Origin of the sequence: Bradyrhizobium sp. LB8.2 (genome assembly GCF_040548035.1) — a bacterium.
Lineage (GTDB): Bacteria > Pseudomonadota > Alphaproteobacteria > Rhizobiales > Xanthobacteraceae > Bradyrhizobium.
The window spans coordinates 65,927-89,062 of record NZ_JBEPQV010000036.1 but is presented as its reverse complement, the minus strand read 5'-3'; the positions used below and the strand labels follow the sequence as shown (position 1 = coordinate 89,062).

Annotated in this window: 21 protein-coding genes; 15 read left to right on the top strand and 6 right to left on the bottom strand. The window is 63.3% G+C overall.

Annotation, left to right across the window (positions count from 1 at the left end):
- Positions 1–146: 146 nt before the first annotated feature.
- Complete coding sequence (locus tag ABIB06_RS32860; protein ID WP_247342726.1) at positions 147–1,127, bottom strand: SMP-30/gluconolactonase/LRE family protein; 981 nt, start codon at positions 1,125–1,127, stop codon at positions 147–149.
- 90 nt (positions 1,128–1,217) lie between these two features.
- Between ABIB06_RS32860 and ABIB06_RS32855 the strand changes: the two genes are divergently transcribed.
- Entirely contained in the window at positions 1,218–2,042 is an 825-nt protein-coding gene (locus tag ABIB06_RS32855) for an NAD-dependent epimerase/dehydratase family protein (RefSeq protein ID WP_247342729.1), read from the top strand.
- 41 nt (positions 2,043–2,083) lie between these two features.
- On the opposite strand, the gene ABIB06_RS32850 is transcribed toward ABIB06_RS32855, so the two are convergent.
- Entirely contained in the window at positions 2,084–3,355 is a 1,272-nt protein-coding gene (locus tag ABIB06_RS32850; RefSeq protein ID WP_354069838.1) for an MFS transporter, read from the bottom strand.
- Between the two features lie 232 nt (positions 3,356–3,587).
- On the bottom strand, positions 3,588–4,268 hold the full coding sequence (locus ABIB06_RS32845; RefSeq protein WP_354051891.1) for a GntR family transcriptional regulator: 681 nt from the start codon (positions 4,266–4,268) through the stop codon (positions 3,588–3,590).
- 173 nt (positions 4,269–4,441) lie between these two features.
- On the opposite strand from ABIB06_RS32845, the gene ABIB06_RS32840 reads away from it, so the two are divergent.
- The 4 genes from ABIB06_RS32840 to ABIB06_RS32825 all read left to right on the top strand — a co-directional run bounded on the left by ABIB06_RS32840 (position 4,442) and on the right by ABIB06_RS32825 (position 9,344).
- Positions 4,442–6,166 carry an IlvD/Edd family dehydratase gene (locus ABIB06_RS32840; RefSeq protein WP_502916567.1) on the top strand — a complete coding sequence of 575 codons (1,725 nt, stop codon included), beginning with the start codon at positions 4,442–4,444 and terminating at the stop codon, positions 6,164–6,166.
- A gap of 72 nt (positions 6,167–6,238) precedes the next feature.
- Positions 6,239–7,234, top strand: coding sequence for a TRAP transporter substrate-binding protein (locus ABIB06_RS32835; protein WP_247342740.1), 996 nt, complete (start codon positions 6,239–6,241; stop codon positions 7,232–7,234).
- Between the two features lie 194 nt (positions 7,235–7,428).
- Entirely contained in the window at positions 7,429–8,007 is a 579-nt protein-coding gene (locus ABIB06_RS32830; protein WP_354051887.1) for a TRAP transporter small permease, read from the top strand.
- Complete coding sequence (locus tag ABIB06_RS32825) at positions 8,004–9,344, top strand: TRAP transporter large permease (RefSeq protein WP_354051885.1); 1,341 nt, start codon at positions 8,004–8,006, stop codon at positions 9,342–9,344. Before ABIB06_RS32830 ends, ABIB06_RS32825 begins: the two co-directional genes overlap by 4 nt.
- A gap of 17 nt (positions 9,345–9,361) precedes the next feature.
- On the opposite strand, the gene ABIB06_RS32820 is transcribed toward ABIB06_RS32825, so the two are convergent.
- Positions 9,362–10,156, bottom strand: coding sequence for an enoyl-CoA hydratase/isomerase family protein (locus ABIB06_RS32820; protein WP_354069841.1), 795 nt, complete (start codon positions 10,154–10,156; stop codon positions 9,362–9,364).
- 241 nt (positions 10,157–10,397) lie between these two features.
- Between ABIB06_RS32820 and ABIB06_RS32815 the strand changes: the two genes are divergently transcribed.
- Positions 10,398–11,618: an NAD(P)/FAD-dependent oxidoreductase gene (locus ABIB06_RS32815; RefSeq protein WP_354051881.1), complete on the top strand. Its 1,221-nt coding sequence runs from the start codon at positions 10,398–10,400 to the stop codon at positions 11,616–11,618.
- Here ABIB06_RS32815 and ABIB06_RS32810 read toward each other — a convergent pair whose 3' ends face one another.
- Together ABIB06_RS32810 and ABIB06_RS32805 are read right to left on the bottom strand one after the other, a co-directional pair.
- The gene (locus ABIB06_RS32810; RefSeq protein ID WP_354051898.1) at positions 11,619–12,536 is read right to left on the bottom strand and encodes a ribokinase; all 918 of its coding nucleotides are present in this window, start codon (positions 12,534–12,536) and stop codon (positions 11,619–11,621) included. It lies immediately after the preceding gene.
- Between the two features lie 17 nt (positions 12,537–12,553).
- Complete coding sequence (locus tag ABIB06_RS32805; protein WP_247342754.1) at positions 12,554–13,447, bottom strand: sugar kinase; 894 nt, start codon at positions 13,445–13,447, stop codon at positions 12,554–12,556.
- Between the two features lie 212 nt (positions 13,448–13,659).
- Between ABIB06_RS32805 and ABIB06_RS32800 the strand changes: the two genes are divergently transcribed.
- From ABIB06_RS32800 to ABIB06_RS32760, 9 genes are all read left to right on the top strand, one after another.
- On the top strand, positions 13,660–14,508 hold the full coding sequence (locus tag ABIB06_RS32800; protein WP_354051879.1) for a VOC family protein: 849 nt from the start codon (positions 13,660–13,662) through the stop codon (positions 14,506–14,508).
- Positions 14,509–14,657: 149 nt separating this feature from the next.
- Positions 14,658–15,365 (top strand): TetR/AcrR family transcriptional regulator, encoded by a 708-nt coding sequence (locus ABIB06_RS32795; RefSeq protein ID WP_354069843.1) that lies wholly within the window; start codon positions 14,658–14,660, stop codon positions 15,363–15,365.
- Between the two features lie 207 nt (positions 15,366–15,572).
- Positions 15,573–16,382 carry an ABC transporter permease gene (locus tag ABIB06_RS32790; RefSeq protein ID WP_354051877.1) on the top strand — a complete coding sequence of 270 codons (810 nt, stop codon included), beginning with the start codon at positions 15,573–15,575 and terminating at the stop codon, positions 16,380–16,382.
- Between the two features lie 51 nt (positions 16,383–16,433).
- Positions 16,434–17,426, top strand: coding sequence for an ABC transporter substrate-binding protein (locus tag ABIB06_RS32785; protein ID WP_354051875.1), 993 nt, complete (start codon positions 16,434–16,436; stop codon positions 17,424–17,426).
- A gap of 14 nt (positions 17,427–17,440) precedes the next feature.
- Entirely contained in the window at positions 17,441–18,271 is an 831-nt protein-coding gene (locus ABIB06_RS32780) for an ABC transporter ATP-binding protein (RefSeq protein WP_502916568.1), read from the top strand.
- A 217-nt stretch (positions 18,272–18,488) separates the two neighbouring features.
- A complete protein-coding gene (locus ABIB06_RS32775; protein WP_354051871.1) occupies positions 18,489–19,886 on the top strand; it encodes an enolase-like domain-containing protein in 1,398 nt (465 codons plus the stop codon).
- Positions 19,883–21,034, top strand: coding sequence for a Gfo/Idh/MocA family protein (locus tag ABIB06_RS32770; RefSeq protein WP_354051869.1), 1,152 nt, complete (start codon positions 19,883–19,885; stop codon positions 21,032–21,034). Before ABIB06_RS32775 ends, ABIB06_RS32770 begins: the two co-directional genes overlap by 4 nt.
- A 10-nt stretch (positions 21,035–21,044) precedes the next feature.
- A complete protein-coding gene (locus ABIB06_RS32765; protein ID WP_354069845.1) occupies positions 21,045–22,250 on the top strand; it encodes a dihydrodipicolinate synthase family protein in 1,206 nt (401 codons plus the stop codon).
- Positions 22,250–23,113, top strand: coding sequence for a sugar phosphate isomerase/epimerase family protein (locus ABIB06_RS32760; RefSeq protein WP_354051866.1), 864 nt, complete (start codon positions 22,250–22,252; stop codon positions 23,111–23,113). The genes ABIB06_RS32765 and ABIB06_RS32760 overlap by 1 nt, the downstream gene beginning before the upstream one ends.
- The last annotated feature ends 23 nt before the right edge of the window (positions 23,114–23,136 follow it).

The window sequence follows — 23,136 nt, the reverse complement described above, 5'->3', positions numbered from 1 at the left end:
GATCGAGCAACATCGTCGTCTCCAGGTTGGGTGGTATTGCAACCTCAGTCTGGCCTCAGACTTGGTCGCTATCCACTCCCCATGGAATCTTCGTCCCAAGCGCTCCTCGCAATGACGAGGAGAACGCTGTACGACCGGCGTAGGGCCTATCCCCCCACCGCGCCCTGCGTATTCACATACAGCGCGTAGATCGATTGGCTCGCGGCCATGAACAGGCGGTTGCGCTTGACGCCGCCGAAGCAGAGATTGGCGCAGCGTTCGGGCAGTGCGATGCGGCCGATCATGACGCCGTCGGGCGCGAACACCACGACGCCGTCGAGCTCGGGATCGCCCATGCCCCAGCCGCACCAAAGATTGCCGTCGATGTCACAGCGCATGCCGTCCGGCGTGCCCGGACCCGCATCTATGTGGACGCGCTTGTTGGAGATCGTCGTGCCGTCTGGCGAGACGTCATAGGCGAGAATCTTGCGGTTCGGCACGCCGCGTGATTCCACGACATAAAGAATCTTCTCGTCCGGCGAGAAACACAGGCCATTCGGCCCCAGCACGCCTTCGGCAACGATGGTCGCCTTGCCGGTTGAGGGATCGAACCTGTAGACGTTCGGCTCTATCTCGGGCTCGGCCTTGTATCCTTCGTAATTGCCGAGCAGGCCGAAAGTGGGATCGGTGAACCAGACCGCGCCGTCGGACTTCACGACGACGTCGTTCGGCGAGTTGAGCTTCTTGCCGCCGAACGAGTCCATCAGCACGGTGATGCTGCCGTCATATTCGGTGCGGGTGACGCGTCGGCCGCCATGCTCGCAGGTGACGAGCCGGCCCTGGCGGTCCCTGGTGTTGCCGTTGGCGAAATTCGAAGGTTTCCGGAACACCGAGACCGCACCGGTCTCCTCTTCCCATTTGACGATGCGCTGGTTCGGAATGTCGCTGCACAGGAGATAGCGCCCGTCGCCGACCCAGACCGGTCCCTCGGCCCAGCGCAGGCCGGTCGTCAGCCGCTCCACCGCCGAGAGTTTCAGCCAGTATTTTTCGAAGCGGGGATCGAGTGCACTGATCGCCGGATCGGGGTAATACGTCGCCGGCCGCCAGCCTTGAGGCCGTTCCTGGTTCTGGGACGATGCATCGTTCATGTGCAATTCTCGTTGTTGCGTTCCCTCTGTCCAAGTCTGCTAGCATCAGATATCTACGGCCGCAAATCGGCTGCACATACGAGGAAAGACATGCCGCGCATCTTGATGACGGGAGCTTCGGGCGGGATTGGAACGCGTTTGCGAAAACTGCTGCCGCCGATCTATCCGGACCTGCTGCTCAGCGACATCCGCCCGCCGGCCGATCTCGGCCCGAACGAGCAATTCAAGGCGGCGGATCTGTCCGACCTTGCGCAGTGCGAAGCGATCTGCGAGGGCGTCGACGGCATCATCCACTTCGGCGGCTATTCGGTTGAAGGTCCCTGGAATGACATCCTCCAGGCCAACATCATCGGCGGCTACAATCTTTTCGAGGCGGCGTATCGCAAGGGCGTCAAGCGCGTGGTGTTCGCCTCCTCGAACCATGCCGTCGGATTCTATCCGCGCCACCACAAGATCGGCACCGACGTTACCCCGCGCCCCGACGGCCGCTATGGCGTCAGCAAGGTGTTCGGCGAAGCGGTCGGCGCCCTCTACGCCGACAAGCATGGCCTGAAGGTGACCTGCCTTCGCATTGGCAATTTCGGCGACGTGCCGCTGGACCTTCGCCGAATCTCGATCTGGCTTAAGCCGGAAGATCTGGTGCAGCTCTGCCAGATCGGGCTCGAGCATCCCGACATTCATTTCGAGGTTTTCTACGGCGTGTCCCTGAACGAGCGCGCCTGGTGGGACAACCACCGCGCCTACGAGTTCGGCTACCGCCCCACGGGGCGCTCCGAGGACCACGTGGCGCATGCGATGGCCGAGCAGGCCAAGATGAAGCCCGATCCGATCGGCGATCACTATCAGGGCGGCGCGTTCTGCAGCAACGAGTTCGACGGCGACACAAGCCGGATCATCGATTGGAATAAGCGATAGGGGCGGATGATTCGCAAATCTAGGGCCTCGGAATCGACGCCCTAGACCACGCGTTTGCCGGTCTGGGCCGCGATGGACCTCTGCACAAAATACATCAGGATCAGGGAAATCACCGCCGTCGTCACGACGACGTATCCCAGCCGGTCGAAATGCCGGAGCGTACCGTCGGCGTCCTGCGCGATCAGCGCGGCGGCTAGCACGGAGCCGAGCCCGCCGGAGAGTTGTTGCAGGGACGCGCCGACCGCGCTGAAGGAGCCGCGTTGCGCCGGCTCGGGGATCGCGGAAATCAGCGCCTGCGACGGAATCATGCGCGAGAAGATGCCGACGAACATCAGGACGTTGACCAGGATCGCGACCGTCAGGCTCACCTCGCCGAGATGCGTGTAGATCAACACCATGACGATCGACATGGCGCTGCCGAAGGCAAAGGTCGGGTATTTTCCGAAAGCATCGCTCGCGCGTCCGACCAATGGGCCGATGACGATGCTGAACAGGCCGGAGACGAGATAGATCGTCGGCAGATGCACGATATCGATGCCAAGATTGTGCACGGTGTAGGCGCTGCCGAACGGCATCAGCATGTAGCCGCCGGTCGCCAGCAGGGTCGTCACTGAAAACGCCATCCAATATCGTGGCTGCGAGACCGTTGCGACCAGATGCCGGAACGGGTTTCTATCCTGCTTCAGCGCGAGATGGCCGTTCACCGGCTTCATCAGGAACAGCACGGCGGCCATCCCTATCACCGAAAGGCCGACCAGTGCGCCGAACGCGACGTGCCAGTTCCACTGGTTGGCGAGGAAAAGACCGGCCGGGATGCCCAGCACCTGGCTTGCAGCGAAGGCGGTTTGCACGAAACCCATGACGCGGCCGCGCAATTGCAGCGCAAACAGATCGGTCACGATGGCGAGCACGACCGAGCCGATCACGCCGCCGAACAGGCCGGTCACGATCCGCCCCAGCAGCAACAGATGATAGTTGGGCGCGATCGCGCAAAGCGCCGTGCCAAGGGTAAAGCCGGCATAGAAAAACAGCAGCAGCCGCTTGCGATCGAACCGATCGGCAAAGCCAGCCGCCATGATGCCGGAAATTCCCGCGCTGAATGCATAGGCCGAGACCGCCACCCCGAACTGTGCGGCCGAAATATCGAGCGCCGGCATCATGATGGCGCCGAGCGGTGACATGATCATGAAATCGATGATGATCGTGAACTGGACCAGCGCCAGCAGCGCAACCAGGATTGTCTGGTAGCGCGAAAAGCCGCGGGATGGCGCTTGCCGCTCGGCGATCGGCTCCGTCAAGATTTGTTCGGTCATGGCATTTCGTTCGGGAGGAAGATGGATCAGGACGCGCGGCGTGACGCCGGAACCCGGTCCCTATTTATTTCCGGCTCTGCGAAATTTCGATGGGTTGACAATAGTTTTTATAGCTATCTCGGCGCGGTGCGCCGGCTTGTCATGAGGTCGCGTTTCGCGGTGAGCTATCAAACCCCTCATGGTGAGGAGCCCGCCAAAGCCGCAAACGGGCAGACGCGAAGGAACGGCCGCGCTAACTCGCCTCGCCGGCAATCCGCGCCAGATAGTCTTTCTTGCTGAATTGCATGTGGTCCACGCAGAGTTGGGCCAGCGCCCAGCTGTCGCGGCCCTTCAACAGCTCGATCATCAGTTCGTGCTGGCGCCGCGATTGCGCCAACCCGTCGCGGTCGGCGAGATTTTTCGCGCGCATCGGCAGGGTCAGGTTCATGTAGTCCTGGAGCGAGCGCACCAGATAGGGATTGCCGCAGGCCGCGAACAGCGCGACGTGGAAGGCGTCGTTGGCCTCGTGAATGCCGCGCAGATCCCGCACCTCCGCCTTGGCGCAATACTGCCGTTGCAAGGCGGAGAGCTCGTCGATCAGGCCTTGCGGTGCGGGCAGGGAGATCATCAGCGCGGCCTGCCGCGTCAGCATCTCCCGGACCTCGTAGATCTGTCGGACCTCTTCGGCCGAATAGAACCGCACGGTGGCGCCGACATTCTTCTCGCGGCGGACGATGCCGCGGCGCTCCGCGTCCACCAGGGCCTGACGCACAAAGTGGCGCGAGGTGCCGTAAGCCGACATCAGCGCGTCCTCGGTGAGGCGTGCGCCCGGCGCGAGGCGGCCGAAGATGATGTCCTCCTCGAGCCGCGCGACGACATCGTCCGGATCGTCGCGCCGGATCGTCGTGGCATCTGCGGTGCGGATGTCGGACATGCCCTCGGCCTCCCGGCGCTTGGCCGGTTCTCTCTGTGGAGCAGGGTAGATCAGGATTGTCAATAATCTGACCGTCCACCAGCATGTTGATCCAGAAAATGGCGGGTTTGATCTCTGCCTTATTGACAATCAAGGGGCAGGCTGTACGACAATGACCCGGTGATCGGAGTGGCATGATGACGAGTGGGTTGCGCAAAGGGCTGACGAGCTATGGCGATGCCGGCTTCTCGCTGTTCCTGCGCAAGGCATTCATCAAGGCCATGGGTTATTCCGACGACGCGCTCGAGCGCCCGATTGTCGGCATCACCAACACCTATAGCGACTACAATCCCTGTCACGGAAACGTCCCCCAGATCATCGAGGCGGCCAAGCGGGGGGTGATGCTGTCGGGCGCGATGCCGTTCGTGTTCCCCACGATCTCGATTGCCGAGAGCTTTGCGCATCCAACCTCGATGTATCTGCGCAACCTGATGGCGATGGATACCGAGGAGATGATCCGGGCCCAGCCGATGGATTCGGTGATCGTGATCGGCGGCTGCGACAAGACCTTGCCTGCGCAGGTGATGGCGGCGATCAGCGCCGACCTGCCGACAGTGGTCATCCCCGTCGGCCCGATGGTGGTGGGCCACCACAAGGGTGAGGTGTTAGGGGCCTGCACCGATTGCCGTCGGCTGTGGGGCAAGTATCGCGCCGGCGAGATCGACGATGCCGAGATCGAGGCGGTGAATGGCCGTCTCGCGCCGTCGGTCGGCACCTGCATGGTGATGGGCACGGCTTCGACCATGGCCTGCATGATCGAAGCCATGGGCCTGTCGCTGCCGATGAGCGCGACGATCCCGGCACCGCATGCCGAGCGGTTTCGCCTGGCCGAGGCGAGCGGCAGGGTTGCCGCGGAAATGGCCAAGATCAAGGGGCCGAAGCCGAGCGAGTTTCTGACGCCGGCGTCGTTCAAGAACGCGCAGGTCGTGCTCCAGGCGATCGGCGGCTCGACCAACGGCCTGATCCATCTCACCGCGATGGCGCATCGCTCGCCGCACCGGCTCGATCTCGGGGTGTTCGATCAAATCGGCCGCGAGGTACCGGTGCTGGTCGATCTCAAGCCGTCCGGCGAGCACTATATGGAGCATTTCCATCACGCCGGTGGTGTGCCGAAACTGCTGGCGCAGCTTGGAGATCTCGTCGATCTCGACGCGAAGACGATCACGGGCGAGACCCTGCGCGATGTCGTCGCGAATGCGGAAGACGTGCCCGGCCAGGACGCGATCCGTCCGCGCGACAATCCGATCAAGAGGGAAGGCGGCCTTGCCGTCCTGCATGGCAATCTCGCGCCGCGCGGTGCGGTCATCAAGCAGTCGGCTGCAAGCCCGAAACTGTTGCAGCACACCGGGCGCGCGGTGGTGTTCGAATCCGTCGAGGACATGACCTTGCGGGTTGACGATCCCCATCTCGACGTGAACTCCGACGACGTGCTGGTGCTGCGCAATGCCGGGCCGAAAGGCGCGCCCGGCATGCCCGAGGCGGGCTATCTGCCGATCCCGAAGAAGCTCGCGCGCGGCGGCACCAAGGACATGGTGCGCATTTCCGACGCGCGCATGAGCGGCACCGCGTTCGGCACCATCGTTCTCCACATCACACCGGAATCCGCTGTCGGCGGACCGCTGGCCCTGGTGAAGAACGGCGACATGATCCAGTTGGACGTCGCCAAGCGCAGCATCGAGCTGCTGGTCGATGCGGCCGAGCTGGAACGGCGCCATGCCGCCTTGAAGCCGGCCGCTGCGCCGGATGAAGCGCGGCGTGGCTACGCCTGGCTGTTCAACGAAACCATCATGCAGGCCGACGAGGGCTGCGACTTCGATTTCATGCAGAGGACTGGGAAAAAGACTGAGCAGAAAGACTAAGAGAGGGTGACCAATCACCCGCACGAACGCTCAGACCGCTAAAACGGCGGGCGATAAAAACAGGGGGAAACGATGATTGCACGATCCATGCTTGGGCTGGCGGCAACGGCCGCTGTTCTCTTCGTCACGGGCGCATCGGCGCAGGAGGTGAAGCATTATCGCTTCGCCTATGACCAGCCGCGCAACACCGGCTATTCCATTGCGGGCGACCTCTTTGCCGACAAGCTCAAGGAATTGAGCAAAGGCACCATGATCATCGATCAATATCCGGGCGCGCAGCTCGGGCAGGAGCCGCAAGTGCTCCAGCTCGTGAAGGCCGGTGACGTCGAATTCTCGATCGTCTCCTCGGCCAACACCGCGACCATCTCGCCCCAGGCCGGCGTGATGTCGTTGCACTATTTGTTCCGCGACGAGAACCACGTGGTCAAGGGACTGGCCGATCCGAAAGTGTTCGAAGCCCTCAAGACCCTGATCGACGAGACCACGCAGGGCCTGCACGTCATCGCGACGGGATCGCAGGGCGTGCGCCACATGTACTCGAAGAAGGAAATCCACAACGTCGGCGACATCAAGGGCCTGAAGATCCGCGTGCAGGCGACTGCGACCGAGGACACCATGTTCCCCGCCTACGGCGCCCAGACCGTGCACATGCCGTTCGGCAGCGTCTACACCTCGTTGCAGACCGGCGTCATGGACGTCGCCGAGAACAGCATCAATGTCTACCTCGTCAACAAGCACTACGAGGTTGCGCCGGTGCTCAACATCACCGAGCACGAGGCCAACAACGCGCTGGTGTTCATCTCCGACAAGCTCTGGCAGAGCCTCTCGGCCGAGCAGAAAGGCTGGGTGCAAGCGGCGGGCAACGAGATCAGCACGAAGGAGCCGGCAAAGGCCTTCGATCTCGAGCGCAGCGCGGCCGAGAAGCTGAAGAAAATGGGCGTCAAGATCGTCGACAACGTCGACAAGAAGAGCTTTGCGGCGATCGCCGACCCCTATCTTGACAAGCTGGCCAAGGAGCTCGGCCCGCATGCCGTGAAGATCAAGGATTTGATCCGGTCGGTCAATTAAGCCGCCCCTGTGGTCATCCTTCGAGACGCCCGCCTGCGGCGGGCCCTCAGGCTGAGGTCACGTTTTCAGGCGAGATTTTAGACCCTCATGGTGAGGAGCCCGCCGCAGCGGCTATCTCGAACCATGCAGGCCGAGCACGTTCGGCAGCTTCCGAGCTGTCGCCTGCGATAGCTCCGGGACGACGGGAAAGTTGAATGGCCATCGCCGACAAACTGCTGGTGCAACGGCAACGTCATCTGAAATGGCGCGGGCTCGACTGGCTCGAGCTTGCGCTGATGATCCTCTGCGGCGTGCTCTGCTTCGGCTTCTCGCTGTCGGTGACCGCCGACATCGTCACCCGCACCATCGGCCATCCCTGGTTGTGGCTCCAGGAAGTCACCTCGACGCTGTTCATCTATGCGATCTTCGTCGGCACCGCGGCTGCGACCCGGCGCAACGACCACCTCTATCTCACCGCGATTTCCGAGGCGATGCATGGCACGTCGCGCCTGATTGTCGAACTGATCATCCGCCTCGTCGTGCTCGGCGTCGCCTTCTGCCTGATTTGGTACGGCTACCAGAATTATCTCCGCGGCTTCGGCAGTTTCCGCCTGCCGTCCGGCACGCCGATCGCTTCGCTCTACGCGATCATTCCGCTGTCGGGCGTGCTGATCGGCCTGTTCACCATCGAGCAGCTCGTCAACGGTTTGCGCAACGGTTTTGACCACCCCGAACCGCCCGAGGAGGACGAAGCGGCTATCATCACCGACGCACAGATGAGGGCGCAGCCGTGAGCGCACCCATTGTCCTGGCATTGATGACGATCTGCTTCCTGTCGTTCGGCTATCTCGGCGTGCCCGTGCCGTTCTCGCTGATGGCCGGCGTCTTCATCGGCGCGCTTCTCTCCGACGTGTCGCTCGCCGCCATCATCCAGAAGATCTTCGACGGCGTCGATTCCGAGGCGCTGCTGGCGATCCCGTTCTTCCTGCTGGTCGGCGAGCTCATGAGCTCGGCCAATGTGGTGGTACGAATAGCCAATCTCTCGGTGTCGCTGGTCGGACATATCAGGGGCGGGCTGTCGCAGGTCGTGGTGGTCTTCAGCATGTTCTTCTCGGAGATGTCGGGCTCGACCACCGCCGACGTCGCGGTGATGAGCCGCGCGCTGGGCGGCCCGATGAAGCGCGAGGGCTACGAGCCCGCCTTCATCGCCGCGATCATCGCCTCCGCCTCGACCATCGCAGCGCTGGTGCCGCCGAGCATCACCGCGGTGGTCTATGGTGCCGTCGGCAACGTCTCGATCGCCGGTCTGTTCATGGCGGGCGTCGTGCCGGGACTAATGATCGGCTTCGGGCTGATGATCTACTGCTATTTCTTCGGGCCCTCCGGCCTGCGCAAGCCGCGCGCGCCGCTGCGGCAGGTGGTGTTCGCGGCGGGCGATGCGGCGCTGCCGTTGATGATCCCGGTTATCCTGCTCGGTGGCATTCTCACCGGCTGGTTCACGCCGACGGAAGCGGGCGTCGTGGCCGTCGTCTGGATTGTCGTCGTCGTGATCCCCGCGCTCAACCGCGGGCACATCAGGAAGATCCCGTACGATTTCTGTCTTGCGGGCCTCATCTTCTCGCTGCCGCTGATCACCATCGGCGCCGCCAATGCGTTCGGCTGGATGCTCGCTTATCTGCGCGGCGCAAGCTATATCGCCGATGTCATCACCTCGATGGCCGGCAACGACCCGCACCTGATCATGCTGTTGATGGTGCTGCTCTTCACCGTGGTCGGTGATTTCATCGAGCCGGTGCCGACCATCATCATCTTCATGCCACTGGTCAACACACTGACGGAAGCCGGCGACATCAACGCCGTGCATATGGGCGTGGTGCTGATCGCAACGCTGGCGTTCGGTCTGATCACACCGCCCTACGGCCTGGTGCTGCTGATGGCGTCGAAATTCGTGGGCGTCAGTTTTGCAAAAGCGCTACGCGCCGCGTTGCCGATCTACCTCGTGTTCCTTGGGACGATTGCGTTCGCGATCTACTTCCCGAGCGTGGTTCTGTGGCTGCCGCAGAAAGTGCTGCCGGAATCGGTCGGATGCTTCAAGTCGCCGGCGGGCACGGGCTATATCTGTCCCAAGTAAGCCTGCTTGAGTGAACGCTACTTGCTCTTGCTGGTGAATTTCTTGACCGCGGCGCGGAACTCCTCCGTGTTCATCGCCATGATGATCTTGTGCTCCTCGGCGTCGAGCTGCTGCTTCACCGGCGTTGTGGCGGCCTGGTAGACCAGCGATTTGGTGCCGGCAATTGCCGCCGCCGGGTTCTGCGCCAAACGCTCGGCGAGTTGTCGCGTCGCCGCCTTCAACTCCGTCGCGGGAACGACCTTCGCGACCAGGCCCCATTCATGGGCCTGCTGCGCGGTAAAATTGTCCTCGGACAGGAAAATCTGGAGCGCGCGACGCGGGCCGACCGTGTTGACGATCCCGACCGTAGATCCGCCATCCGGTGAGACCCCGATCTTGGCGTAGGCCGGCGTGAATTTGGCGTCGTCTGCGGCGATGCAGAGATCGGTGACAAAGGCGAGGCCAATGCCGGCGCCGGCGGCTGAGCCGTGCACGCTGGAGAGCGAGATCTTCGGCATGCGCCTGATGATCTCGATGAAGGCATGATAGTGCTTCAATAGCTCGCCGAGGACAGGCGTCACCGTGTTGGTCTCGGCCGCCGCACCAATCGTCTGCAGATCGCCGCCTGCTGAAAAGGCGCGGCCCTCGCCTTCGATCACCACAATTTTGATGTCGTCAGCGCTCTCGATATAGGCCGCGAGCTGCTCGAGCTTTTGCGCAATCGCCAGATTGATCGAGTTGAACGCGGCGGGGCGGTTGAGCGTGATGGTCGCAATCGGGCCGTCGATCCGCAGCAAAGCGGGGTCGTCGGGTTGGGAGATTGGAGCTGGCATCGGAAAATTCCCGGCAAGAGGTCGCTGCCGCAACTAGATCGCAGAAGGCGAGGGGTGACAATCCCCGGCCGCCAGTGCCCCGCCCGGTGCTCTTGCGCAAGCCGGAACGATAGGCTCAAATGTATCTGCCTTTGCCGAGGGACGGACACGAGCGCCGGCTCCTCCTGGGCCAGAAAATCAAAACCAGCGAGAGAGGAGACGACATGGGTTACGCTCGTGTCTCCGGAAATGGGCTGTTCCGATGACGGATGGTCCAGTGATTATTGTCGGTGCCGGTCATGGCGGCTACCAGGTCGCGGCATCCCTGCGCCAGGCAGGTTTTTCCGCTCCCGTCTGCCTGGTCAATGACGAGGCGCATCCGCCCTATCAACGGCCGCCACTGTCCAAGGCCTATATCAAGGGCTCGGCCGGGCCGGAGAGCCTGATGTTCCGGCCGGAGAAGTTCTACCAGGACCAGACCATCGAACTGATCGCGGGCCGCGTGGTGTCGATCGACCGCGCGGGGCGCAAGGTACTGTTCGCGTCAGGAAAGACGCTGCCTTACGGCCATCTCGTGCTGGCGACCGGCGCGCGCAACCGTTTGCTCGATCTGCCCAACGCCAATCTCCCTGACGTAAAGTATCTGCGCATCCTCGACGAGAGCGAGGCGCTGCGAAAGATCATCCGGTCAAAGACACGCGTCGTGGTCATCGGTGCCGGCTTCATCGGACTGGAATTCGCGGCCACTGCGCGCATCAAGGGGCTGGAGGTCGATGTGCTTGAACTCGCCCCGCGTGTGATGGCGCGCGCCGTGACGGCGGAGGTCTCGGAGTATTTTCAGGCGCGGCATCGCGAGGCCGGCATCCGCATTCACCTTGGCGTACAGGCAACCGCGATCGAGGCTGAGGGCGGCAAGGTCACCGGCATCTCCTTGAGCGACGGAAGGCATCTGCCCGCCGATCTCGTCGTGGTCGGTGTCGGCGTGCTGCCGAACATCGAGCTTGCGGCGGAGGCGGGGCTGCCGGTTGCTGCCGGCATCATCGTCGACGAATATCTCTCGACCGCTGATCCTGATATCTCGGCGATCGGCGATTGCGCGTTGTTCGAAAGCGCGCGCTTCGGCGGTTCGCTGCGCGTGGAATCGGTGCAGAACGCCACCGATCACGCCCGCTGCCTCGCGGCGCGGCTGACCGGCGACCGGAAGGCCTATGACAGTCATCCTTGGTTCTGGAGCGACCAGGGGGACGACAAGCTGCAGATCGCGGGCCTCACCACCGGCTACGACCGTGTCGTGCTCCGCGGCGATCCCGCCCGGAAGGCGTTCTCGGCGTTCTGCTACAAGGGCGAGAAGCTGCTCGGCATCGAATCGATCAACCGCGCCGGCGATCACATGTTCGGCCGCCGCCTGTTCGGCCTGGATCGCTCGATCACGCCGGAGCAGGCCGCTGATGAAAGTTTTGACCTGAAAGGCGCGCTGGCGTGATCAGCTCGCATTGAGGACGGCGGCGACTACCGCCGCCGTAGGCATCGACGGCCCCGCGCCCATGCGCTGCACGGAGATCGAGGCGGCGGCATTGGCGAACGCGAGTGCCGCGCGCAGTGCTGCGCCGTCGGCGAGTTGTGTCGCGAGCGCTCCCACAAAACAATCGCCCGCGCCTGTGGTGTCGATCGCCTTCACCGCGCGACCGGCCACCGACAACTCCTCGCGTCCGGCGAGCGCGAGCACGCCGCGCTTGCCGAGCGTCACGCAGATGGTCTGGTCCTCGCGCGCCTGAAGTTTTCGCGCGACGTCGATGATCCGCGCAGCCTCGTCACTCTCAGACAACTCCACGCCGGCGAGGAAGCCGAGCTCGGTCTCGTTCAGCACGAGGATGTCGACGAGCGTGAGCAATTCGCCGGACATGTTTTGCGCCGGGGCCGGATTGAGCAGCGTCGTGGCCCCGGCCGCACGGGCGCGCCGGAAGAACGCGGCAATCGTCGGCAGCGGGATTTCGAATTGGCTGACGGCAACGTCGCCTTTCAACATCGGTACAACGCTGACATCATCAGCGCCGACCAGCGCATTGGCGCCGGGAATGACGATGATGGTGTTGTCGGCGTCCGCCACGGTGATAATCGCGGTGCCGGTGTGGGCCTCAGTCGTCTCCTGGAGGTAGCCGAGATCGATGCCCTGATCGACAAGGAAAGCCTTCAGCTCACCTCCAAACGAATCCTTGCCGAGCCGTCCGATCAGCGTGGTCCTCGCGCCAAGCCGCGATGCCGCGACCGCCTGGTTCGCGCCCTTGCCGCCCGGGAAATACAGTACCTGCTTGCCGGCGACGGTCTCGCCGACCCGGGGATGGCGATCGGCTGTCGCCACTACATCCATGTTGATGCTGCCGGCGACGAAGACGCGTCCCATCATGACTCCTGCGAACGCTAGACCCTGGCCTCGAACTCGTGCCTGACCTTGGCGATGTCGACAAGCGTCGGCAGGCCGGCTTCGTTGCCTAGACGCTGGATCTTGAAGGTCGAGGCGGCGCGGGCAAAATCAAAGTGCTCGCGCCAGCTTTTGCCGGGATGGGCGAGATAGGAATAGACATAGGCGCCGTGGAAGACATCGCCGGCGCCGTTGGTATCGATCACGCGCTCGCGCGGGATCGGCATCGCCGGCATGATCTCGACCGCGCCTGTTTCGTTGTACCAGAGCAGGCCCTTCTCACCCATGGTGATGCCGCCGATCTTGCAGCCGCGGCTCTTGAGATAGTCCAGCATCTTCTCCGGCGTCAGGTCCATCTGTTCGCACAGGCGCTCGGCAACGATCGCGACGTCGATGAATTCCAATAGCTCATGCGTGTTGGTGCGCAGGCCGCCGCCGTCGAGCGAGGTCAGGATGCCGGCCTCGCGGCAGACTTTCGCGTAATGGATCGCGGCATCGGGCTGATGGCCGTCGACATGCAGCGCGCGGCAGCCGCCGAGATTTAGCATCGGGAACGGATGGATGTGGTCGTCGTCGCGGCAGCGGACGATGGCGCGCTTGCCGTCCTTCGGCATGATGAAGGACAGCGAGGACTGGTTGACCTTCCGCCCGTGCAGCGAGATCGCGTATTTCGCGCACATGTCCATGAACATGCGACCGAGCCAGTCATTGGCCGCGGTGGCGATCAGATCGGGCACGATGCCGAGCTTGGCGCAGCAGAACGCCGCTGTCACCGCGTTGCCGCCGAAGGAAACCGCGTAGTCGGAGGCCACGTGCTTCTCGTCGCCGGTCGGCATGTGGTCGGTAATGAAGACGACGTCGATATAGGTCTGTCCGATAAAGAGAGCCTGCATTGATTGTCCGTGATGCGCTTTGTGGTCCCGGCCGGCGCGCTTACTGTAGCACCGGTCCCGCTGAGGGACCGCTGAAATTATTCGCAAAACTGCCGCCCGAAGCGCTTGAGGTCGGCATAGTGCCGGAATACGACCATCACCGGGCAATGCCAAGCCCGGGCAAATGCCGTCTCTCGGTCCACGGTTCCGGGCCGATCCAACAGGGGGAAAACATGATCACCGGCCTCGATCACATCGTCGCTCTGGTCAGGGATATCGGTACGGCCAAGGCGGCCTATCAGACGCTGCTCGGGCGTGCGCCGGCGTGGCAGAACTCGGGCGAGGGCGCTGACCGGGTGCTGTTCACCCTCGCGAACATGACGATCGAGTTGATGGCGCCGAACGGATTCAGCGTGACCGCCGACCGCATGCGCGCGCTGCTCGGCGATCAAGAGGGTGTGCTCGCCAGCCTGTGCTTTCGTGTCGCAGACATGGGTAAAATGCACCGGCGGCTGGAGCGGGTGGCGCTCAAGCCGGATGGTGTTGCCGAGGTCGAAAGCAGCGACGCGCAGAGCGGTGCGGTCCTCCACTGGAAGCGGACGCGCGCCGCCACGGAGCTCACGCGCGGGGTGCGCATGTTCTTCCTCGAACTGGCTGATGAGCGTCCGCTTTCGCCTGCGACCGATATCGCGCCGATCGACGCGCTCGACCACGTCGTGATCACCACCGAGGACTCCGAGCGCGCCGCCGCGCTCTACGGCGCGCGGCTCCGACTTGATCTGGCGCTCGACCGCTCGCACCAGGATTGGGGCCAGCTGATGTTCTTCCGCTGCGGCGATCTCGTCGTCGAGGTGGTGCGCCGCCCCGTCGCGGGCGGCGACTCCCTGCATGACCGCCTCTGGGGCCTGAGTTGGCGGGTGACCGACATCGACGCCACGCGCGCCCGCCTGATCGCTGGCGGCCTCGACGTCACCGAGGTCCGCAACGGCCGCAAGCCGGGCACGCGGGTGATGACGGTCAGGACCGGCACTTGCAGCATCCAGACGGTGCTGCTGGAGCGCTCGCCGAAGCCGGTGGAGTAGGTTAAGCCTTTCCCCGTCATTGCGAGTGCAGCGAAGCAATCCAGAATCCCTCCACGGAGACAGTCTGGATTGCTTCGTCGCAAGGGCTTCTCGCAATGACGGCGAGCGCGTGTTACATCCATCCTGACAGCACCCAGCGAGCAACCGGTTTGGCGAAGGCAAAGCGAACTCTGAAATGGCAGCGCGATCCCGAGGGGATGCGGCTGCGCATTCTCGAAGCGGCCAAGCAGGAATTCTCGGCCCACGGTCTTGCCGGCGCACGTGTCGATCGCATCGCTGAACAGGCCGGCGCCAACAAGCGGATGCTGTACTATCACGTCGGCAACAAGGACGAGCTCTATCTCGCGGTGCTCGAAGGCGCCTATGACAAGATCCGCAGCGAGGAGCGTGGGCTCGATCTCGAGCACCTCGACCCGCCCGAGGCCATCAGGCGCCTGATCGAGTTCACCTGGAATTACTTTCTGCGCAATCCCGAATTCCTGTCGCTGCTCCAGACCGAGAACCTCGCGCGCGCAAAGCATTTGAAGCGCTCGACCAAGGTCAAGTCGATGCACTCGCCCTTCGTCGAGATGATCCGCACCGTGGTGCGGCGCGGTGTCGAGAGCGGCGACTTCCAGGTCGCGGTCGATCCGGTGCAGCTCTACATCTCGATCGCGGGGCTTTGCTTCTTCTATCTCTCGAACTCGGCGACGCTCAGCGTGATCTTCGGCCGCGATTTGCTGGCCAAGGACGCCAAGGACGAGCGGCTGGCCCACATGGTCGGCCTCGTGCTGGCAGCGCTGACGGGGCGCTCGGCGGAGCTGCTGAAGATCGTCAAGGCGCCGAAGTCGCGCGCCGCGGCGGCGCAGACGGTTTAATCTCAAGCTCTCGCCGGATCCGTCATGGCCGGGCTTGTCCCGGCCGTCCACGCGCGTCTCCGCGTGAGGAGAGGCGTGGATGCCCGGGACAAGCCCGGGCACGACCAGCGGGGGAACAGGCACAAAACGTCACAGGGAAACCTCTGGACAGTATTTACCCAATCGGTTAATTTCTCCCTCAACGAACAAGACGACCGGGAGTGAGACGTGGCTGAGCTGAAGCCGCAGAGTGCGGTGTCCAAGATGCTGAATGCGGCCTGGATTCGGCCGTTCCTGTTCCTTGTCTTCATCGTCGTTGCCTGGGATCTCGCGATCCGGCTGTTCAAAATCCCCGCCTACCAGATCCCGGCGCCGGGCGATGTCCTGGCGGTGCTGCGCACCGAATGGCCGGAACTGCTGCGCCAGTCCTGGCCGACCACCTATGCCACCGTCTGCGGTTTCCTGCTGTCGGCGCTGTTCGGCATTCCCGTCGCCATGCTGATTGCGGGCTCCAAGACGGTGGAGAGCTATGTCTATCCGCTGCTGGTGTTCTCGCAATCCGTGCCGAAGATCGCGATCGCGCCGCTGTTCGTGGTGTGGTTCGGTTTCGGCATCATTCCGAAAGTGATTTCGGCCTTCCTGCTCGGCTTCTTCCCGGTGGTGGTCTCCGCCGTGCAGGGCTTCAAATCGGTCGATCCCGACATGGTGGATCTCGCCCGCGCCATGCAGGGCAGCCGCTTCCAGGTGTTTTGTGCGGTGAACCTGCCGCATGCGCTGCCCGCGATCTTCTCCGGCCTCAAAGTGTCGGTGACGCTGGCGGTGGTCGGCGCCGTCGTCGGCGAGTTCGTGGGTTCCAATTCCGGCATCGGCTACGTGATGCAGCGCTCGATCGGCACGTTCGACCTGCCGACGATGTTCGCAGCCCTCGTGATCCTCGCGCTGCTCGGCGTGATCCTGTTCTGGGTCGTGGACCGCATCGAGAAGCTGGTCATTCCCTGGCATGTCAGCCAGCGTGAGGACGTGATTTTCGCCTCTTAACTTAAGCAACGGCCATCAACGGTCGAAACATAACGACAAGGGAGAGTGACGATGAAGCGGTGGATAGGGGCTATCTCGGCAGCGTTGATGATGTTTGCGGCGATGCCGGCGCAGGCGGCCGACAAGGTCGTGCTGATGCTCAACTGGTACGTCTATGGCGAGCACGCGCCGTTCTATTACGGCAAGGCCAAGGGCATTTACGCAGCCGAGGGCATCGACCTCGAAATCCAGGAAGGCCGCGGCTCGGCGGCGACCACCCAGGCCGTCGCCGCCAAGACCGCCGACTTCGGCTATGTCGACGTGCCCACCATGATGCGCGCCGCGATCAAGGGCGCGCCGGTGGTTGCGACCGGCGTGCTGCTCCAGACCAGCCCGATGTCCGCCATGGGTTTCGTCGACAAGAACATCAGGAAACCTGAGGACATCAAGGGCAAGACGGTTGCGATCACGCCTGCCGATTCCATGACCCAGATCTGGCCGCTGTTCCTGAAGAAGACCGGCCTGAAGGAGAGCGACTTCCAGACCGTCGCCGGCGACGGCCAGACCAAGCTCAATGCGGTCATCAACGGCCAGGCTGACCTCCTGCTCGGTTACGTCATGGACCAGTCGATGAAGATCAAGGACGCCACCGGCAAGGACGTCTATCCGATCAAGTTCGCGGACTACGGCATCAACATGGTCTCCTCGGGCATCATCGCCAACGCCGATTATGTGAAGGCCAATGCCGACCTCGTTCGCCGCTTCATGTCGGCGACGACAAAGGCGGTCGAGGCCGCCGAGAAGGAGCCGAAGGCGGCGGCGCAGTCGATCCTTGACGCCAACCCCAAGGGCGGCAAGATCGATACGCTGACGCAGGGTTTTGAGTTGACCATTCCGCTCTACCGGACTGCGGAGACCAAGAGCAAGCGGCCGTTTCAGGTCACCGACCAGAACATGACCGACTCCGTCAATCTGATGGTCGAATATGGCGGGCTGGACGCCAAGGCCAAGGATAACCCGAAGGCGTTCTATACCAACGACTACCTGCCGAAGAGCGGCTCGTGAAACCTGCTACAGTTATGAGTGAAATCGCGCAGCCGGCCGCACATCTGAGATTGGTGAGCGACCGTGCTGCCGGCGATGCGTCGGGCATCAGACTGTCCGGCGTGTCCAAAACCTATCGGACGCGCGACGGCGACGTGCCGTCGCTGCGGCCGCTCGATTTCCACATCAACGACGGCGAGTTCTTTGTCGTGGTCGGCCCGTCCGGCTGCGGCAAGTCCACGCTGCTCAAGCTGATCTCGGGATTGCTGCCGCCGACATCAGGCGAGATCCTGGTCGAGGGCGAGAAGGTGACGACGCCGCACGGCAATGTCGGCATCGTGTTCCAGAACGCGCTGCTGCTGCCATGGCGCAACATCCTGGCCAACGTGATGCTGCCGATCGACATGAAGCGGCTGCCGCGGCAGACATATCTCGACCGCGCCAAGGCGCTGTTGAAGATGGTTGGGCTCGAAGGATTCGAGAAGAAGCTGCCGTGGCAACTCTCCGGCGGCATGCAGCAGCGCGCCTCGATCTGCCGCGCGCTGGTGCATGATCCCAAGATCATGCTGATGGACGAGCCGTTCGGCGCGCTCGATGCGCTGACGCGCGAGCGCATGAACGTCGAGTTGATGCGGATCCAGCGCGAAACGAAAAAGACGGTGCTGCTGATCACGCATTCGATCCCCGAGGCGGTGTTCCTCGCCGATCGCGTGCTGGTCATGACCGAGCGGCCCGGCGCGATCGCCGCGATCTACGACGTGCCACTGCCGCGTCCACGTTCGCTCGACGTGATGGCTGATCCTGTTTTCACCGAACTCGTGCAACGCATCCGCAAGCATTTCTTTTCACAAGGGGCGTTGGACTAGAGCCTGATGTGATGTCCTTTCTTCGTGACCACAAGCACGGTGCGCTCCCTCCCCCGCCTGCGGGGAAGGGTTGCGGAGAGGGTGCTTCCGCAATGCGAAACCTCCAAGAGGAAAGAACCCTCACCCGGCGCTGCGCGCCGACCTCTCCCGCAGGCGGGAGAGGTGCACCGTCGCTGCGGCCAAATCTGTCTCCATCAACTTCATATGGCAAAGCACCATGTCACCGCGCCTGAAGCTGCGAGATATCGCATTTTTCGAGCGACCCGTGCATTTCGCGCGGCCGTTCCGCTTTGGCGCGATCACGATCAACGCGACGCCGCAGCTGTTCGCGCGGGTCGAGATCGAGGTCGAAGGCAAGGGGACCGCGGTCGGCGCCAGCGCCGAGCTGCTGGTCCCCAAATGGTTCGACAAGCGGCCGGAGCTGTCGCCGGCTCAGACGGTCGACGGCTTGCGCCGCTCGCTTCAGATCGCGCGTGGTCTATATCTTGCGCAGACCGATTTTCGAACCGCGTTTGGACTGCATGCCTTGTGCATCGGCGCCCAAGTCAAAGCGTGCGCGGAGGAGAACATTCCGCCGCTTGCTGCGGGCTACGGCCCGGCGGAAATCGACAAGGCGATCCTCGACGCGCTCCTGCGCGCGGCCGGAACGAGCTTTTTCGACGGCATGGCGTGCAACATTGCCGGCATCGATGAGCGGATGTCGCTCGATCTGACCGGCGCCGCCATCGCCGGGTTTCTGAAGGAACGAACGCCCTTGCCGCGCGTCGCCATCCGACACACGGTCGGGCTCGATGACAAGATCGAGGGAGACGGCGGCGTGGCCGATGCGCGCGAAAATGCCGGCGCACGCTATTTCAAGCTCAAGCTATCGGGCGATCCGGAAGGCGACGCGACACGGCTGGTGCGTATCGGCAAGGAGCTCGGTACGTTGGATCACAACTACAAGGTCTCACTCGACGCCAACGAACAATATGCCGACCTCGCCGCGCTGCGTGCGCTGATTGACCGGCTTGACGGCGATGTAGCGCTGCGGCCGATCGCGGCCAGACTGCTCTATATCGAGCAGCCGATGCCGCGCGACATCACTTGGCAGACCGCGCTCGGCTCGCTTGCCGAGCGGGCTTTCATCATCGACGAGGCAGATGATTCCTATGATGCATTTCTCAAAATGAGACCGCTCGGCTATCGCGGCATCTCCTCGAAGTCCTGCAAGGGTTTGTACAAGTCGGTCCTCAACGCGACCCGCGCAGCGCAGTGGACTTCCGGAGCCGAGACGTTCTTCGTCACCGGCGAAGATCTCACTTGTCAGGCGGGTCTTGCCGTGCAGCAGGACCTCGCGCTCGGCGCCTTCCTTGGCATCACGCACGCCGAGCGCAACGGCCATCACTATGTCGACGGCTTTGGCGAGGCGCCCGCCGCAGAAGCCGAGGCCTTCGCGGCAGCACATCCCGATCTCTACGCCGATGCCGGGCAGGGCATCCGGCTCTCCATTCACAACGGCGATCTCCTGACGGGATCGCTCAACCGAGCGGGTTTTGCGACGTCGGTCCATCCGGACTGGTCGGCACTGCGCCTGCTCGAACAGCCAAAATCACCTAGGGAGCAATCGGTATGACCACCCAACGCCTCGGCCTTATCATGAACGGCGTCACCGGCCGCATGGGCCTGAACCAGCATCTGATTCGCTCGATCGTCGCGATCCGCGAGCAGGGCGGCGTCCGTTTGAAGAACGGCGATCGCGTGTTGCCCGATCCGATCCTGGTCGGCCGCAGCGCCGAGAAGGTCGAGGGGCTGGCCAAGCGCTACAACATCACGCGCTGGACCACCGACCTCGACGCGGCGCTCGCCGACAAGAACGACACCATGTTTTTCGACGCTGCGACCACGCAGGCGCGCCCCGGTCTGCTCACCCAGGCCATCAATGCCGGCAAGCATGTCTACTGCGAGAAGCCGATCGCGACGAATTTCGAGGCAGCGCTCGAGGTCGTCAAGCTCGCCAATTCCAAGGGCGTCAAGCACGGCACGGTGCAGGACAAGCTGTTCCTGCCGGGCCTGAAAAAGATCGCCTTCCTGCGTGACTCCGGCTTCTTCGGCCGCATCCTCTCGGTACGCGGCGAGTTCGGCTATTGGGTGTTCGAAGGTGGTTGGCAGGAGGCGCAGCGGCCGTCATGGAATTACCGCGACGAGGACGGCGGCGGCATCATCCTCGATATGGTCTGCCATTGGCGCTACGTGCTCGACAATCTCTTCGGCGAGGTCGAGAGCGTGAGCTGCATCGGCAACACCGACATTCCCGAGCGTTTCGACGAGCAGGGCAAGAAGTACAAAGCGACCGCCGACGACTCCGCCTATGCGACGTTCCAGCTCAAGGGCGGCGCCATCGCCCACATCAACATGTCCTGGGTGACGCGCGTCCATCGCGACGATCTCGTCACCTTCCAGGTCGACGGCACGCTCGGCTCGGCAGTCGCCGGCCTTTCGGACTGCATGATCCAGGCGCGGCAGGCAACACCCCGGCCGGTGTGGAATCCCGACGAGAAGCGGCTGCATGACTTTTACGGCGATTGGCAGAAACTGCCGGATAATGTCACCTACGACAACGGCTTCAAGGAGCAGTGGGAGATGTTCATCCGCCACGTCTACGAGGATGCGCCCTACAAGTTCACGCTGCTCGAAGGCGTCAAGGGTGTGCAGCTCGCCGAATGCGCGTTGAAGAGCTGGAAGGAGCGGCGCTGGATCGACGTCGCCCCGATCAAGGTCTGAGGAGGGAACAATGAATAAGCCCGTCCTGCCCAAGCCTGTCCCTTCAACGTCGTCCCTGTCGCTCAAGCTGCCGAAAGCCGATCGTTCGATCGAGACCTACCGGCTCGCGGCGTCGCGAACGTTTCCCGCAAAGCTCGAGGGACCGCTGAATCGCATCGCATTTTCGGCGGTGCATACGGTGGTCGATCCTTTCGCCGACAACGATCCCTGGCTTTCGGTTGCCGTCGACTGGGACAAGACCATCGCCTTCCGTGAGCATGTCTGGGACCTCGGGCTCGGCGTCGCCGAAGCCATGGACACCGCGCAGCGCGGCATGGGGCTGGATTGGCCGACTTCGCTGGAGCTGATCACGCGTTCGGTGTCTGCTGCCAAGCGCCGCAACGCGCTGGTGTTCTCGGGAGCCGGCACCGATCATCTCGCGGTCGAGGATGCGAAGAATCTCGACGATGTGATCCGCGCCTATGAGGAGCAGATTTCGGCGGTCGAAAAGGTCGGTGGTCGCATCATTTTGATGGCGTCGCGCGCACTGGCGAAGCTGGGCCGCAATGCTGACGACTATGCGAAGGTTTATGACCGTGTGCTGTCACAGGTTCGCGAGCCCGTGATCATCCACTGGCTCGGCGACATGTTCGACCCGGCGTTGACGGGCTATTGGGGCACCAACGATCTCGATAAGGCGATGGACACGGCGGTCGCCATCATCAACGACAACGCGACCAAGATCGACGGCGTCAAGGTTTCGTTGCTCGACAAGCAGCGCGAGATCGACATGCGCCGGCGTCTCGACAAGCGCATCAAGATGTACACCGGCGACGACTTCAACTATGCGGAGCTGATCGCCGGCGACGGCGAAGGCTTCTCGCACGCGCTGCTCGGCATCTTCGATGCGATCGCGCCGGCGGCGTCCTATGCGCTGTCGCGGTTGGCCGCCGGCGACGAGGCCGGCTTCCACGATGTGCTGGGACCGACGGTGCCGCTGTCGCGCCACATCTTCAAGGCGCCGACGCGCTTCTACAAGACCGGCGTTGTCTTGATGGCGTATCTCAACGGCCATCAGGACCATTTCACCATGGTCGGCGGTCAGGAGAGCACGCGGTCCACGCTGCATCTGGCCGAGCTGTTCCGTCTGGCCGATCAGGCCGGCCTGCTCGCGAATCCCGAACTGGCGACACGCCGGATGAAAACCGTGCTGGCCTCGCACGGGATCGAATCCTGATGCGTGATTTCTCGCCCGACCACCGCTGGCTGTCGCTGAACACGGCGACGGTCCGCACGCAGGGTGATCTCGTAGAGATCATCGACGCCTGCGCGCGTCACGGCATCCGCGCCATCGATCCCTGGCGCGACCAGGTCGCCGCCGCCGGCCTCGATCGTGCCGCGCGTGCGGTGCGCGATGCCGGTCTCGACCTATCGGGCTATTGCCGCGGCGGCATGTTCACATCCGACGCTGCGCGCCGAGATGAGGTGCGCGACGACAACCGGCGCTGCGTCGACGAAGCCAAGGCGCTGGGAGCACCCTGCATCGTGCTCGTCGTCGGCGGCCTGCCGCAATATTCGCGGCCGGGCAGCGAGGCGTCGAAGGACATCGCCGGCGCGCGGACGCAGGTCGAGGAAGCGCTCGCCGAGATGCTCGACTACGCCAAACAGGCAAAGCTGCCGCTGGCGATCGAGCCGCTGCATCCGGCCTATGCGGCGGACCGCGCCTGCGTCAACACGACGAAGCAGGCGCTCGACATCTGCGACCGGCTTGATCCTGATCGCAGCGGCATGCTCGGTGTCGCGCTCGACGTCTATCACATCTGGTGGGACCCCGAACTGATGGAGCAGATCGCGCGCGCCGGCAAGGATCGCCTGCTGGCCTTTCATGTCTGCGACTGGCTGGTGCCGACGAAAGACATCCTCAACGACCGTGGCATGATGGGCGACGGCGTCATCGACATCAAATCGGTGCGCGAAGCGGTCGAGGCGCAGGGCTTTGCCGGCTATTCGGAGATCGAAATCTTCTCTAACGGCTGGTGGGACAAACCGATCGACGAGGTGCTGCAGATCTGTATCGCGCGGCACAAGACGGTGGTTTAGGCCTTCGGAATAATCCGTTGCGC

What these genes read in the sequence shown, in the direction of transcription:
- ABIB06_RS32860 (WP_247342726.1), bottom strand. Translation starts at nt 1,127, where the DNA reads ATGAACGATGCATCGTCCCAGAACCAGGAACGGCCTCAAGGCTGGCGG.
- ABIB06_RS32855 (WP_247342729.1), top strand. Translation starts at nt 1,218, where the DNA reads ATGCCGCGCATCTTGATGACGGGAGCTTCGGGCGGGATTGGAACGCGT.
- ABIB06_RS32850 (WP_354069838.1), bottom strand. Translation starts at nt 3,355, where the DNA reads ATGACCGAACAAATCTTGACGGAGCCGATCGCCGAGCGGCAAGCGCCA.
- ABIB06_RS32845 (WP_354051891.1), bottom strand. Translation starts at nt 4,268, where the DNA reads ATGTCCGACATCCGCACCGCAGATGCCACGACGATCCGGCGCGACGAT.
- ABIB06_RS32840 (WP_502916567.1), top strand. Translation starts at nt 4,442, where the DNA reads ATGATGACGAGTGGGTTGCGCAAAGGGCTGACGAGCTATGGCGATGCC.
- ABIB06_RS32835 (WP_247342740.1), top strand. Translation starts at nt 6,239, where the DNA reads ATGATTGCACGATCCATGCTTGGGCTGGCGGCAACGGCCGCTGTTCTC.
- ABIB06_RS32830 (WP_354051887.1), top strand. Translation starts at nt 7,429, where the DNA reads ATGGCCATCGCCGACAAACTGCTGGTGCAACGGCAACGTCATCTGAAA.
- ABIB06_RS32820 (WP_354069841.1), bottom strand. Translation starts at nt 10,156, where the DNA reads ATGCCAGCTCCAATCTCCCAACCCGACGACCCCGCTTTGCTGCGGATC.
- ABIB06_RS32815 (WP_354051881.1), top strand. Translation starts at nt 10,398, where the DNA reads ATGACGGATGGTCCAGTGATTATTGTCGGTGCCGGTCATGGCGGCTAC.
- ABIB06_RS32810 (WP_354051898.1), bottom strand. Translation starts at nt 12,536, where the DNA reads ATGGGACGCGTCTTCGTCGCCGGCAGCATCAACATGGATGTAGTGGCG.
- ABIB06_RS32805 (WP_247342754.1), bottom strand. Translation starts at nt 13,447, where the DNA reads ATGCAGGCTCTCTTTATCGGACAGACCTATATCGACGTCGTCTTCATT.
- ABIB06_RS32800 (WP_354051879.1), top strand. Translation starts at nt 13,660, where the DNA reads ATGATCACCGGCCTCGATCACATCGTCGCTCTGGTCAGGGATATCGGT.
- ABIB06_RS32785 (WP_354051875.1), top strand. Translation starts at nt 16,434, where the DNA reads ATGAAGCGGTGGATAGGGGCTATCTCGGCAGCGTTGATGATGTTTGCG.
- ABIB06_RS32780 (WP_502916568.1), top strand. Translation starts at nt 17,441, where the DNA reads ATGAGTGAAATCGCGCAGCCGGCCGCACATCTGAGATTGGTGAGCGAC.
- ABIB06_RS32775 (WP_354051871.1), top strand. Translation starts at nt 18,489, where the DNA reads ATGTCACCGCGCCTGAAGCTGCGAGATATCGCATTTTTCGAGCGACCC.
- ABIB06_RS32770 (WP_354051869.1), top strand. Translation starts at nt 19,883, where the DNA reads ATGACCACCCAACGCCTCGGCCTTATCATGAACGGCGTCACCGGCCGC.
- ABIB06_RS32765 (WP_354069845.1), top strand. Translation starts at nt 21,045, where the DNA reads ATGAATAAGCCCGTCCTGCCCAAGCCTGTCCCTTCAACGTCGTCCCTG.
- ABIB06_RS32760 (WP_354051866.1), top strand. Translation starts at nt 22,250, where the DNA reads ATGCGTGATTTCTCGCCCGACCACCGCTGGCTGTCGCTGAACACGGCG.